Here is an 11,746-nt window from a genome sequence, read left to right as displayed (position 1 = left end):
CGGCCATGCTGCGGTCTCTGGTCGGGCGGCCGTCCGGACGGGTGTGGACGGCGCTGCGCATGGGCGGCCTGGCGGTCGGCCTGGCGCTGCGCGACATCCGCATGGATCGGCGCCTGGTGCTGTGCATGGTGCTGGCCATGGCGGCGGTGCTGGCCCCGCTGCTGGTGCTGTTCGGGCTGAAATTCGGCATCGTCAGCGGCCTGCGTGAGCAGTTGCGCAGCCACCCGCAGATGCGCGAACTGCGCCCGGTGGGCCAGTTCCGGCTGGACGACGCCTGGTTCGACCGGCTGCGCGACCGTGACGATGTGGCCTTTCTGGTGCCCAATACCCGCTATCTGACCGCCACCATCCGGCTTGGCGACGGCGGGCGCGTGGCGCCGTTGGACACCGAGATGATCCCCACCGCCCCCGGCGACCCGCTGTTTCCGGCCGGGATCCCCATCCCCGAGACGCTGACGAAAGTGGTGTTGAGCCGGCGCGCGGCCGAAAAACTGGGGCTTGCCGCCGGCGACACGGTACCGGGGGAGATCGGACGGACCGTGGACGACCGGCGCGAGACGCTGGTGCTTGATCTGACGGTGGCGGGGGTGCTGCCCACCGAGGCTTTCGAACGCGATGCGGCCTTTGTGCCGCTTGACCTGCTGCTGGAAACCGAACGTTTTCGCGAGGGCATGGCGGCGCCGCTGATCGGCGGCACCGGCACCGCACCGCCCGAGGACCCGCGCACCTTCGCCAGCTTCCGGATCTATGCGGGGGACGTCGATCAGGTAGAGGGGCTGCGCGATCATCTGGCGGCGGAACATATCGACACCCTGACGCGGCTGAGCGACATCCGGCTGATCCAGCGTTTCGACACCGGGCTGACCTTCGTGTTCCTGATCATCGCCGTTCTGGGCGGCGGCGGCTATCTGGTCAGCCTGGCCGTGAGCCTTGCGGCGACGATGGAAACCAGAACCCGGCAATTCGGGCTGCTGCGTCTGGTCGGTTTTCAGTCGCTCAGCATCGGCCTGTTCCCCCTGGTGCATGCGCTGATCACCGCCCTGGCCGGATCGGCCGTGGCGATCGGGGTCTATTACGCGCTTGAGCCGGCGATCAACGCGGTGTTTCAGCAGCAGCTGGGCTTCAGTGACGTGGTATCCCGCCTGACCTGGGAACATCTGGCGATCGCGATCGCGGGGTCGACCGGGGCGGCGGTTCTGGCCTCGTTCTTTGCGGCCTGGCGGGCCATGCGGGTGTCGCCGGCACAGGGGCTGCGCGATCAATGACGAAAGGAGCGGCCATGGCAGGGGTATTCGGGTCGGGCGCGCGACCGGCGCGCCATGCACGCCGCCTGATCGGAGCCGCGGCGATCCTGGGGGTGGCGGCACAGGCGATTCCACCGGCCACCGCCGAAGAAACGACGGCGCTTCCACCGTCGGCCGACGCGGCCTGGTGCGGCTATGACGACCCGGCCTGGATGCGGGAAGAGGATATCTATGCCGATGACCTGGGCCGGACCGTTCAATGCCCCGAACCGCCATCGGCCCAGACCCTGCCCGTGGAGCTGGTTCTGCCGATGCCCTGTCATCGGCGGATGGTGTTCCGCAAGGTATCGGTGTTGCAGGACAACATTCTGGACTACCCGGTGGCCAGGCTGGGCATGGTGACCGAGCCGGTGGATAACGCCGTTCTGAGCACGCTGGTGACGGCCGCTTCGTCGGAAGCCGGTGGTTCGGCGGCGACCGGCAAGGAAGATATCCGGCAGGATACAGGGCTGAGCATGAGCCTGGCCGCGGTTGTGAATCAGGCGGCAAACGGCGCCTGGACGGCACCGATCGGGGGCGGCTTCACCGATCCCGCCTCTGACAAAGCCGGCATGGAACGGGTGTATTATATCGGCAAATACGAGGTGACCGCGCCGCAATATGCCGCCTTCGCCCCAGGCGGTGCCGTGGATTGCGATGCCTCTTACAAGGCCGCTCTCTCGGTGCCGGTCGATGCGGATGCGGCGAAGAAGGATGCCATCGGCCTGGAGCCGGGCGAGGTGCTTGCGGCGACTAAAATTAACTGGTTCGACGCGGTCAACTTCGCTAACGCCTATTCCCTGTGGCTGTTGAAGGAGAATGCCGACAAGATCGCGAAAGGCGGCATCCCCCTGCTGCCCTATGAGCAGTCGGCCCCCGGATTTCTGCGCCTGCCGACCGAGGCCGAGTGGGAATTCGCCGCCCGCGGCGGGATTGCAGATCAGGCCACGCAGAACAGCCTGATGCCGCAGACGGCCAAGGGCATCGCCGCCACCCCGGACAATCTGGTCAACCGGGTTCAGCCGATAAGAGGTGGACCTCCGCTGTTTCTGGTCGGCAGTAAGATGCCCAATCTTCTCGGCCTGTACGACGTGGTCGGCAATGTGGAAGAGATCGTGCTCGATCTGTTCCGGCCGGTCGGGCCCGGGACGATGGGCGGCCAGTCCGGCGGTTTCCTCACCAGGGGCGGCAACAGCCTGATTACCGGCGCGTACTCCACAGCGGCGGTCGGCACGCGCACGGAAAGCCGGTTCTATGTCAACGGGAGCGCGACCAGGAGCAACACGGTCGGCTTTCGGCTGGTGCTGTCGGCACACTTCTTCGTGAATGATCGTCAGAAGACGGGCTGGGGGGAGGATTCCACAAGCTGGGTCCGGGGCGGACAGCTGGCCCGGGCGCGCCTGGCGGCAGCCCGCATGCCCGAGGACGTTCCGGGCGGTGCCCGTCAGGCGGATGCCGACCGGCAGCTTGCCGAGCTGCAGGCGCAGGTCGAAAACCTGCAGACGCGGGCGACGGCGGCCGGGCAGGAAATCGAGAGGCTGAACGCCGACAACGCCGCCTATCAGAGCCGGATCGAGGCGCTGCGCGACGATCTTGCGCGCCGGACGGCGGCCGGCGCCGAGGATCCCGCCGCCGCCGCCGCGGCGCGCGCGCAACTGGCACGGCTGCAGACTGCGCAGGAGCAGGCGCAGATGGACATCGCCCGGCTTCAGATGGAGCTGCAGGCAGAACGCGCGGCGAGCGGTGATCGGGCGGCCGCCGCCGATGCGGCCAACCGCCTGCAGGGCGAGCTGGACCGGGCGCGGGCCGAGGCCCGGAGGTTGCAGACGGCCCTGCAGGCGCAGCTGGCGCAGCTTGCCGCGGACCGCGACCAGATCCGGCAGGAGAACGACCGGCTGCGCATGGCGCTGGCGGATGCGCAAGAGGTGGTGGATCGCCGGGTGGGGCTGGACCGGCAGCTGACCAGGCTGCAGGCGGATTTCCGGCAGGCGCAGGCCGAGAATGCCGAAATCACCGGCAATCTGGGTGTGGCGCGCCAGCATCTGGCGGCGGCCTCTGCCGAGGCGCGGCGCGGTGCGCGCGATGTCCGCCAGGAACGGGTGCGATCGGCCATGCTGACCGTTTCGGCGATCAACATGACCGAGCGCATGATCCGCTCTGCCGCCGCCCTCGCCGATCGGGCGCGGGGCAATCTGGCGGGGCTGCCGGCGGCAGAGCGCGCCACGGCCGAGACCAGCCTCGCCGAGATCGCCCGCCGCATCGACATTCTGGAAACGACCAATACCGCGCAGTTCCGCTTCTATCTGGGCACGGTGCTGGCATTGGGTCGTGGTGCCACCGACGACGTGACGGCGGCGGTGGCGGCGATACGGGCGGATCTGGCGGCCCAGGGGATCGTGGTTCTGGACCAGGCCCTCGCCCTGGTGGAGCGGCATCTGGGGGTGGCGCTTCAGGCGGGCGGGGCCGTGCCTGAAACCGTGACCCGTGGCTGGCGGGACGACATCACGGCGGTGGGGCGGATATGACGCCGGTCACGGACGACGCAGAGCGACGGCCGGCGGCCTGACCCGGTGTGGCATCAGCTGCTTTTGCGGCAGAAATGGGGGGACGGGGAATGAAGCGACGCAGTCAGACGAGGTGGATGGGGCGGACGGGCGCCGCGGGGCGCGCCGGCCTGGTGGCGGTGACGGTTGCCGCCCTGGCGATGCAGGGCTGTGTGACCACGGGGGGGCGCAGCACCTACAGCGACCCGGCCGATGCCTGTTCGGCACGGCGCGAGCCGTTGATTCAGATGGTCGAGCGGTTCAACGAGCCGATCGTGAAGGGGGCACTGATCGGGGCCAGCACCGGTGCGGCGGCGGGTGCCGGCCTCTCCTATGCCAATACCGGCAAGGTCGATCCGCTGGCCACGGTGGGTGGTGCTTTGGCCGGCGCGGTGCTCGGCGCCGGGGCCGGATATCTGGAGGCCAGGCGGCAGCAGACGAAGACTGCGGAGGAGCTGCAGGCGGCGGTGGATGCCGATGCCCGGGAATACGGGTCGCGCAGCAATGCGCTGCGCAACGCCATCACCACGCTCTACGACTGTCGGCGCAGCCAGATTGCAAAGGTCGCCGACCAGTTCCGCACGGGCGTGATGGCCGGGCCGCAGGCGAGGGGAGAGCTGGAGCGCATCCGCCAGGCCATCGCGGCCGATGACGAGCTGCTGAACAAGGCGCTGGGCACCTCGGCCTCGCGGGTGGACGAGATCGCCTCGGCCCGCGCCAGTGCCGGCGGCTATGCCAGTACCGATGCCTATCTGGGCCAGGCGGCCAGCTGGACGCCGGTGGTGGAATGGGTCGATCCCGATGCGGCGACCCCGATGGCGGCGACCACCATGTATGCCCGCGGCAGCGTGAATGTCCGCAGCGGCCCGTCGACCGGCAATGCCGTGATCGCCGGCCTGAGCCAGGGCCAGCAGGTGCGGGTGACCGGCCGTGCCGGCAAGGGCGGCAGCTGGGCCCAGGTGCAGACCGGCGGCCAGACCGGCTATGTCCTGGCCTCGCTTCTGGCCGACCGGCCGGTGGTCGCGGCTCCGGTGCGGGCCCCGGCAGTGACGGAGGTCGAGGCCCCCGCAGCCCCGCTGACCCCCGCCAAGGCGGTGATCGTGAACGCCCCGCCGGTGGCCGAGAATCCCGCCCAGGCGATGGTTCTTGAACAGCGGCAGACCGAGGGCATGGCCCGGAGCGAAGTGGCGCGCACCATGGAGGATCTCGAACACGCGATGAATCTCGTGTCCTGATCCGTCGTCCGCCGTCCGCGAGGGTAGGGCCGCGAGAGTGGAGCATCCGTCCCCGCGGACGGCGATCGAGACCGAGCTGCGTGATGATCGCCGAGGTGCGTGATGATCGTCTTCCTGCGCTGGCTGTGCCTGATCTTCGGAACCGTGATCCTGTCGTCGGCGCTGTTTCTGTGGATCGTGTTGACCTACGTGCTTGGCATGCTGCCGGATGTTTCGGGAATTCTGGGGGGTCTAGGGCTGCGCATGCCGTCGCTTGTCTCGCTCGTCCTGACGGGGCTGGCGTTTCTGGGGGCAGGCCTGCTGCTCTGCCGTGTGCCGGGCCGTCCTCGCCACCGCCCGCCATCGACCCTGTCCCCGCCATCTGCCGCCCGGCCCTTCACCCCGCTGCCGCCGCTGAAGGCCGGCCGCGGCCGTGAGGCGCGTCTCAGCAGGCGGGGGGGACGGATTGACCGCCTCTGATCAGCCCCCGCCCTGATCAACGAATCCTTTCCGCGAACGACCAGGCGAGTTCCGCCAGCGGCACCGCCTTGCGGCCGACCTCTTCGGCATCGGCATTGGCGGCGGTGCCGTCCAGCGCGCGGCGGGCGATGCCCTGCAGGATGGCGGCCAGGCGGAACAGGCTCAACACCACATAGACATCCCAGGACGGCGAGGGGGCGAAGCCGGTGCGGGCCAGCCACATCTCCAGATAGGCGCGTTCGTCCGGGATGCCGGCGGCGGCGAAATCGGTGCCGGCCAGGCCGCGGAACAGGCCCGGGGCGATGCGCCAGGTCATCATGTGATAGGCGAAATCGGCCAGCGGGTTGCCCAGCGTCGACAGCTCCCAGTCCAGCACCGCCACCACCCGCGGTTCGGTCGGGTGGATGATCACATTGTCCAGCCGGTAATCGCCATGAACCAGGCGGGTGTCGTCTTCCGCCGGCACATGTTCGGGCAGCCATTGGATCAGCCGTTCCATGGCGGGGTTGGCCACGGTCTCGGATGCCCGATACTGGCGGGTCCAGCGGGCGATCTGGCGTTCGACGTAATTGCCGCGCCGGCCGTGATCGCCCAGCCCGATCGCATCCGGGTCGAGCGCATGGATGCGGGCGATGGCGTCGTTCATCGACGAAAAGATCGCCCCCCGCTCGGCCGGGGTGAGGTCGGGCAGGCGCGGATCCCAGAAGATCCGGCCGGGCACGAAATCCATCACATAGAACATCGATCCGAACACCGCCGGATCGGTGCAGAGCGCATGCACCGGCGGTACCGGCACGCCCGTGCCCTGAAGGGCCGCCAGCACCCGGAATTCGCGGTCGACCGCATGGGCGGAGGGCAGCACCTCGCCCAGCGGCTTGCGGCGCAGCACATAGGTTCCGGCCTCGCTCCGGATCCGGAAGGTGGGGTTCGACTGGCCGCCGGCGAAGCGCTCCAGCGCCAGCCGGCCATGCCGGCCGGGGACGTTGTCGGCGAACCAGGCGTCGAGGGCTTCGGTGTCGGGTGTGGCAGTCTCGGGGGTGATGCTCATGGGCCGGCGGCTCCTGCGACCTTGTTTTGGTCATCAGTTTACCCGTGGGTCGAGCCGGGTTCCAGAGGGTTGCGGGAGGGGCGCCCCCGGCGCAGACTGTGCACCCACATCCGGAGCCCCGCCCATGACCTGGTCCCCCGCCCGATATCTGACCTTCGAGGCCGAGCGCACCCGCCCGGTGGTCGATCTGCTGGCCCATGTGCCGACCGATCCGGTCCGGAGCGCGGTCGATCTGGGCTGCGGCCCGGGCAATTCGACCGAGGTGCTGATCCACCGCTTCCCGGGCGCGCGGGTGACGGCACTCGACTCCTCGCCCGAGATGGTGGCGGCCGCCAGGGCAAGACTGCCGGATATCGATGTCACCGAGGACGATGTCAGCCGCTGGCAGGCTGCGGGGCCGTTCGACGTGATCCTGTCCAACGCCGTGCTGCAATGGGTGCCGGGGCATGACGTGCTGCTGCCGGCGCTGGTGGAACGCCTGGCCCCGGGCGGCAGCCTGGCGGTGCAGATGCCCGACAACATGGCCGAGCCCAGCCATGTGCTGATGCGCGAAACCGCCGCCGAAGGCCCATGGGCCGACCGGCTGGCGGGTGCGGCCCGCGCACCGCTGCCGCCCGCCGCCTGGTATTACCAGCTGCTGCGCAATCTGGCGTCCCGGGTGGATATCTGGCGCACCACCTATATCCACGTCCTGCCCGGCGGGCCGGATGCGGTGGTGGACTGGGTGAAGGCCACGGGGCTGCGCCCCTTCCTTGACCCGCTGAGCCCGGGTGAGCGCGACGACTTTTTGAACCGCTACCGCACGAAGATCGCCGCCGCCTATCCGCCGCTTGCCGACGGGACGGTGCTGCTGCCCTTCCCACGCCTGTTCATGATCGCCACCCGCTGAGCCGGAGCCCCAAGCCCCATGTCCGACGAGCTGATCCTTTACACCAACCCGCAATCGCGCGGCATGATCGCGCGCTGGATGCTGGAAGAGGTAGGCGTGCCCTATCGCATTGTGGTGCTGGAGTATGGCGCGCCGATGAAGGCGCCCGACTATCTGGCGCTCAACCCCATGGGCAAGGTGCCGACCCTGGTCCATAACGGCGCGGTGGTGACCGAGGCGGCCGCGATCTGTGCCTATCTGGCCGAAACCTTCCCCGAAGCGGGGCTCGCCCCCCGGCCCCATGAACGCGCGGCCTGGTTCCGCTGGCTGTTCTTCGGCGCAGGGCCGCTGGAGGCGGCGATCATCAACCGCGCACTCGGCATCGAGGTGCCGGCCGAACGCGAGCGCAGCATCGGCTATGGCAATTTCACCCGGGTGATGGACACGCTGGAGGTGGCCGTCTCCGCCAGCCCCTACCTTGCCGGCGACCGCTTCACCGCGGCGGATGTGTATCTCGGCGCCCAGATCGGCTGGGGCCTGCAATTCGGCACCATGGAACGCCGCCCGGCCTTCGAAACCTACTGGGCCCGCCTCGCCGGCCGGCCGGCGTTGGCGCGGGCCTCGGCGACCGACGACGTGGCGGGGTAGGCATGGCCGTTCCGGACTATCAGGCCTTGATGCTGCCGGTGCTGGCCGTGGCGGCCGAAGGCGAGATCCGTGTCGGCGACGCGACCGATCGGATCGCCGACGGGCTTGGCCTCGGCGCCGAGGACCGTGAAGCACTGCTGCCCAGCGGCCGCCAGAAGCTGCTGCGCAACCGGGTCCATTGGGCAAAGACCTATCTGGCGAAAGCCGGGCTGGTCGAGATGCCCCGCCGCGGCTGGTTCGTGGCGACGGAAGAAGGCCGCCGCCTGCTGGCGACCCGCCCGGCCCGGATCGACAACGGCACGCTGATGAGCTACCCGGCGTTTCGGGGCTTCTTCAAACGGACCGGCGAGCGCGCCGCACCCGCCCCCGACGCCGGTGCGGCCACCCCGGAAGAGCAGGTGGACAATGCCCATGCGGCCTTGCAAGACGCGCTGCGCGACGAGTTGCTGGACCGTCTTCTTCAGAATTCCCCCGGCTTTTTCGAAAGGCTGATCGTCGATCTGCTCGTCGCCATGGGCTATGGCGGCTCGCACAGCAATGCCGCCCTGCAGCTGGGGCGCAGCGGCGACGGCGGCATTGACGGGCTGATCAACGAGGACCGCCTGGGCCTCGACCGGATCTTCGTTCAGGCCAAGCGCTACAGCCCCGGCAATGTCGTCGGCCGGCCCGATGTGCAGGCCTTCGTCGGCAGCCTGGTCGGGCATGGCGCGACGAAGGGCGTGTTCGTCACCACCTCCACCTTCTCGCAGCAGGCGCGGGATTTTCTAACCGCATCCAGCAGCGCGTCGTCCTGATCGACGGCCGGCGCCTTGCCGGGCTGATGATCGAACACGGCGTCGGCGTCCGGGTGACCCGGACCGTCACCTTTCAGCGCCTTGATGAGGATTTCTTTACGGAAGAGGATTAGTGGATCGCGCCACTGAAAGACAGTCGTCCGGCGCGCGCATGCATGGCGGATAATTTCACATATCATCCACGCGCCGCCGCAGCGCCCGCCACCCGCCCCAGCGTCACCGCGGTGAGCAGGCCGTTGCCTGACAGATAGCCGGCGGCCCGGGCGCCCGAGACGCCGCAGGCGGCGCCGCCGGCGGCGTAGAGGTTGGGGAGGGGGTGGCCGGTGGTGTCGAGGACGCGGGCCGTGGCGTCGACGACCAGGCCGCCCTGGGTGTGAAAGAGCGCGCCGGTGACCTTGACCGCGCAATAGGGGGCGGCGAGCGGGCTCGTGATGGTGAAGTCGCGGCCGAAGGCGTCGGGGGCGGTGCCGGTGCGGGCCGCGTCGACCGCGGCCATAGTGCGGGTGAGTGTGTCGGCGGGAACGTTCATGCGGCGGGCAAGCGCGGGCAGGTCGTCCGCCGTGAGCACGGCGCCCATGGCCTCGGCGCGCTTGAAATCTTCGAACTGGCGGGTGATGGCGGCAATGCGGCCGTCGAACACCGTCCAGGCGAGGCCGTCCGGCTGGCGCAGCACCTCGGCCGCCTGTTCGGAATAGCCGGTGGCCTCGTTGGAGAAGCGCTCGCCCGCCAGATTGACCTGAATGCCGCCCTCGGTGATCGTCGCCCAGCTGATCAGGATGCCGGCCGGGTGGGCGACCGAGCCATGGCCCTGATGGCCGGGCAGATGGCGGGTGGCGGCGCCCAGCGCCTGGCCCCAGAGCAGCGCATCGCCCTTGTTGCCGTCATGGCCGAAATAGAGCGCATCGGCGAGCGAGGGGATGTGCTCGCGCACCAGCGCCTTGTTGCCGCCATAGCCGTTGCAGGCCAGGATCAGCCGGCCGCAGCCGACCTCGTCGATCGAGCCGTCGGGGCGGGTGAAGGCGAGGCCGGTGACGCGGCCCTCGCCGTCGGCATAGAGCCGGGTGACGGTCGCCTCGCACAGGATGTCGATGCCGGCGGCTTCTGCCGCACCGCGCAGCGCATCGATCAGCTCCTCGCCCGAGCGGGTCGGCAGGCCGTGCATGCGCCGGGCACTGTGGCCGGGATAGCTGAAATCCGCCACCACCGAGAAGGGCAGGCCGTAGCGCGCGCCCAGCCACTCGATGGCGGGCCCGGCCTCGCGCGTGACCAGCGCCACCAGATCGGGGTCGGGCTCTCCCTTCGCCTTGGCCATGATGTCGGCGGCGAAGGCCTCTGCCGTGTCGGCGATGCCGGCGGCTTTCTGCCAGCGCGTGCCGGCGGCCGGGATCAGCCCGGCGGAGAGGGCGGTGGAGCCGCGCGGCACGACATCGCGTTCCAGCACCAGCACCTCGGCACCCGCCTCGCGCGCCGCCAGCGCCGCAACCAGACCGGCGGCTCCGGCGCCGACCACCACCACGGGCACGGTGAATTCGAACACCCTGGCGCCGTCCCGGATCACCTCGCTCACCATCAGCCTCCCTGCTTGCCCCTACCGGATCCCGCTGCCGGCAACACCGCAACCTGTCCCATATGACGGAGTGTAATCTGTATCAGATCTAATACAAGATTTGTCATACGGGGGCGAAGCGTCGTAGGCTTGGCCGTGCCGGGCCCACGTCGGACGGCAGATCGCAGACAGGCTTGACAAGCCGCATATCGCGGTTCGAATAATACAGGCAGCTGTATCACAGATGGGACAGGAGAGGGGGCCGCATGGCGGGGGTCGAGCCGTTGAAGGCACGCAGGCTCTACCTGCTGCTGCGTGACCGCATCGTCAGCGGCGAGGATCGCCCGCAGACCCGCCTGCCCAGCGAGCCGATGCTGGCCGAACGGCATGGCGTGTCGCGGGTGACCGTGCGCCGGGCGCTGGACAAGCTGGCCGGCGAAGGGCTGATCGAGCGGCGGCCCGGATCGGGCACCTTCGTGGCGGGGCGGCGCAACGAGGCGCCGGTGACCGCCGATTTTTCCAACCTGCTGACGCATCTGGTCGAAATGGGCCGGCGGACCGAGGTGCGCCTGCTGTCGTTCGGCTATGTGACGCCGCCGGCGGCGGTGGCCGAGGCGCTGGGCCTGGCGGCGGGAGAGCGGGTGCAGCGGGCGGTGCGCCTGCGCCTGATCGACGGCGCGCCCTTCTCGTATCTCATCACCCATGTGCCTGAACGCATCGGCGTGTCGTATTCCGAGGCCGAAATGGCCTCCACGCCGCTGCTGGAACTGCTGGAGCGATCCGGCATCGTGGCCGACCGCGCCAGCCAGACCATCGGTGCGGCGCTTGCCGGCCCCGACCTCGCGGAAGCGCTGGGGCTGGAAATCGGTGCGGCCCTGCTGTCGATGACCCGCGTGGTGCAGGGCATCGACGGCGAGGGCATCGAGCATCTGCACGCCTTCTACCGGCCCGATCTCTATTCCTTCCGGATGGATCTGGTGCGCACCGGGCCGGGGGACGCCCGGTCGTGGACACCGGTGGGGCCGGCCCGCAAGGGCGCCACCCGATCCCGCGGCCAGGCCGCGGCGCGGGCGGAGACCGAAACCCATCAGCGGCGGAGCACGGTGCGGCGGGGGAGCACGCCGCGCAAGACGACGCCGTAGGAGGGGTCGGTATCGGGAGTGACCCGCCTTTCCCGTGGCGGAGGTTGCGGAAGGGAAGGTGGATCCCCGCCTGTTGGACGAAGCCGTGCATAATGAAAGCGGGCGCGGGGGGTGGCCACCCCCCGGGCCCGGCGATCGGGAGGCCTAGATCCCCGCAGTGCAGACCACGCGCGAAAGGAT

General features: G+C 69.6%; 10 protein-coding genes. 8 read left to right on the top strand and 2 right to left on the bottom strand.

The window, feature by feature from the left end:
• The first annotated feature begins 5 nt into the window (after nucleotides 1–5).
• The 4 genes from CMO28_RS25255 to CMO28_RS25240 all read left to right on the top strand — a co-directional run bounded on the left by CMO28_RS25255 (nucleotide 6) and on the right by CMO28_RS25240 (nucleotide 5,520).
• Nucleotides 6–1,265 (top strand): ABC transporter permease, encoded by a 1,260-nt coding sequence (locus CMO28_RS25255; RefSeq protein WP_296718851.1) that lies wholly within the window; start codon nucleotides 6–8, stop codon nucleotides 1,263–1,265.
• Between the two features lie 14 nt (nucleotides 1,266–1,279).
• The gene (locus CMO28_RS25250; RefSeq protein WP_296718847.1) at nucleotides 1,280–3,808 is read left to right on the top strand and encodes an SUMF1/EgtB/PvdO family nonheme iron enzyme; all 2,529 of its coding nucleotides are present in this window, start codon (nucleotides 1,280–1,282) and stop codon (nucleotides 3,806–3,808) included.
• Between the two features lie 89 nt (nucleotides 3,809–3,897).
• Nucleotides 3,898–5,061, top strand: a complete 1,164-nt coding sequence (locus tag CMO28_RS25245; protein WP_296718845.1) for an SH3 domain-containing protein — start codon at nucleotides 3,898–3,900, stop codon at nucleotides 5,059–5,061.
• 102 nt (nucleotides 5,062–5,163) lie between these two features.
• A complete protein-coding gene (locus CMO28_RS25240) occupies nucleotides 5,164–5,520 on the top strand; it encodes a hypothetical protein (protein WP_296718842.1) in 357 nt (118 codons plus the stop codon).
• 16 nt (nucleotides 5,521–5,536) lie between these two features.
• Here the strand turns inward: CMO28_RS25240 and CMO28_RS25235 are convergent, their stop codons facing one another.
• Nucleotides 5,537–6,568, bottom strand: coding sequence for a phosphotransferase (locus CMO28_RS25235; protein WP_296718838.1), 1,032 nt, complete (start codon nucleotides 6,566–6,568; stop codon nucleotides 5,537–5,539).
• 124 nt (nucleotides 6,569–6,692) lie between these two features.
• On the opposite strand from CMO28_RS25235, the gene tam reads away from it, so the two are divergent.
• Genes tam through CMO28_RS25220 form a run of 3 tightly spaced genes read left to right on the top strand, consistent with a single transcriptional unit; the run spans nucleotide 6,693 to nucleotide 8,878 of the window.
• Nucleotides 6,693–7,457 carry a trans-aconitate 2-methyltransferase gene (tam, locus tag CMO28_RS25230; RefSeq protein WP_296718835.1) on the top strand — a complete coding sequence of 255 codons (765 nt, stop codon included), beginning with the start codon at nucleotides 6,693–6,695 and terminating at the stop codon, nucleotides 7,455–7,457.
• Nucleotides 7,458–7,475: 18 nt separating this feature from the next.
• Entirely contained in the window at nucleotides 7,476–8,084 is a 609-nt protein-coding gene (locus tag CMO28_RS25225) for a glutathione S-transferase family protein (RefSeq protein ID WP_296718829.1), read from the top strand.
• 2 nt (nucleotides 8,085–8,086) lie between these two features.
• Entirely contained in the window at nucleotides 8,087–8,878 is a 792-nt protein-coding gene (locus tag CMO28_RS25220; RefSeq protein ID WP_296718824.1) for a restriction endonuclease, read from the top strand.
• 175 nt (nucleotides 8,879–9,053) lie between these two features.
• On the opposite strand, the gene CMO28_RS25215 is transcribed toward CMO28_RS25220, so the two are convergent.
• Entirely contained in the window at nucleotides 9,054–10,448 is a 1,395-nt protein-coding gene (locus tag CMO28_RS25215; protein ID WP_296718821.1) for an FAD-dependent oxidoreductase, read from the bottom strand.
• Between the two features lie 242 nt (nucleotides 10,449–10,690).
• Between CMO28_RS25215 and CMO28_RS25210 the strand changes: the two genes are divergently transcribed.
• Nucleotides 10,691–11,566: a GntR family transcriptional regulator gene (locus CMO28_RS25210; protein ID WP_296718817.1), complete on the top strand. Its 876-nt coding sequence runs from the start codon at nucleotides 10,691–10,693 to the stop codon at nucleotides 11,564–11,566.
• Nucleotides 11,567–11,746 lie beyond the last annotated feature (180 nt).

Source organism: Tistrella sp., assembly GCF_002684955.1.
In the GTDB taxonomy this organism is placed as follows: Bacteria; Pseudomonadota; Alphaproteobacteria; order Tistrellales; family Tistrellaceae; genus Tistrella; species Tistrella mobilis.
The sequence above is the reverse complement of the archived record's forward strand: the minus strand, read 5'-3'. Positions and strand labels throughout refer to the sequence as shown.

Bases quoted from the DNA above. Each gene is read 5' to 3' on its own strand.
- CMO28_RS25245 (WP_296718845.1), top strand. From the start codon at position 3,898: ATGAAGCGACGCAGTCAGACGAGGTGGATGGGGCGGACGGGCGCCGCG.
- CMO28_RS25255 (WP_296718851.1), top strand. From the start codon at position 6: ATGCTGCGGTCTCTGGTCGGGCGGCCGTCCGGACGGGTGTGGACGGCG.
- CMO28_RS25220 (WP_296718824.1), top strand. From the start codon at position 8,087: ATGGCCGTTCCGGACTATCAGGCCTTGATGCTGCCGGTGCTGGCCGTG.
- CMO28_RS25225 (WP_296718829.1), top strand. From the start codon at position 7,476: ATGTCCGACGAGCTGATCCTTTACACCAACCCGCAATCGCGCGGCATG.
- tam (WP_296718835.1), top strand. From the start codon at position 6,693: ATGACCTGGTCCCCCGCCCGATATCTGACCTTCGAGGCCGAGCGCACC.
- CMO28_RS25240 (WP_296718842.1), top strand. From the start codon at position 5,164: ATGATCGTCTTCCTGCGCTGGCTGTGCCTGATCTTCGGAACCGTGATC.
- CMO28_RS25235 (WP_296718838.1), bottom strand. From the start codon at position 6,568: ATGAGCATCACCCCCGAGACTGCCACACCCGACACCGAAGCCCTCGAC.
- CMO28_RS25215 (WP_296718821.1), bottom strand. From the start codon at position 10,448: ATGGTGAGCGAGGTGATCCGGGACGGCGCCAGGGTGTTCGAATTCACC.
- CMO28_RS25210 (WP_296718817.1), top strand. From the start codon at position 10,691: ATGGCGGGGGTCGAGCCGTTGAAGGCACGCAGGCTCTACCTGCTGCTG.
- CMO28_RS25250 (WP_296718847.1), top strand. From the start codon at position 1,280: ATGGCAGGGGTATTCGGGTCGGGCGCGCGACCGGCGCGCCATGCACGC.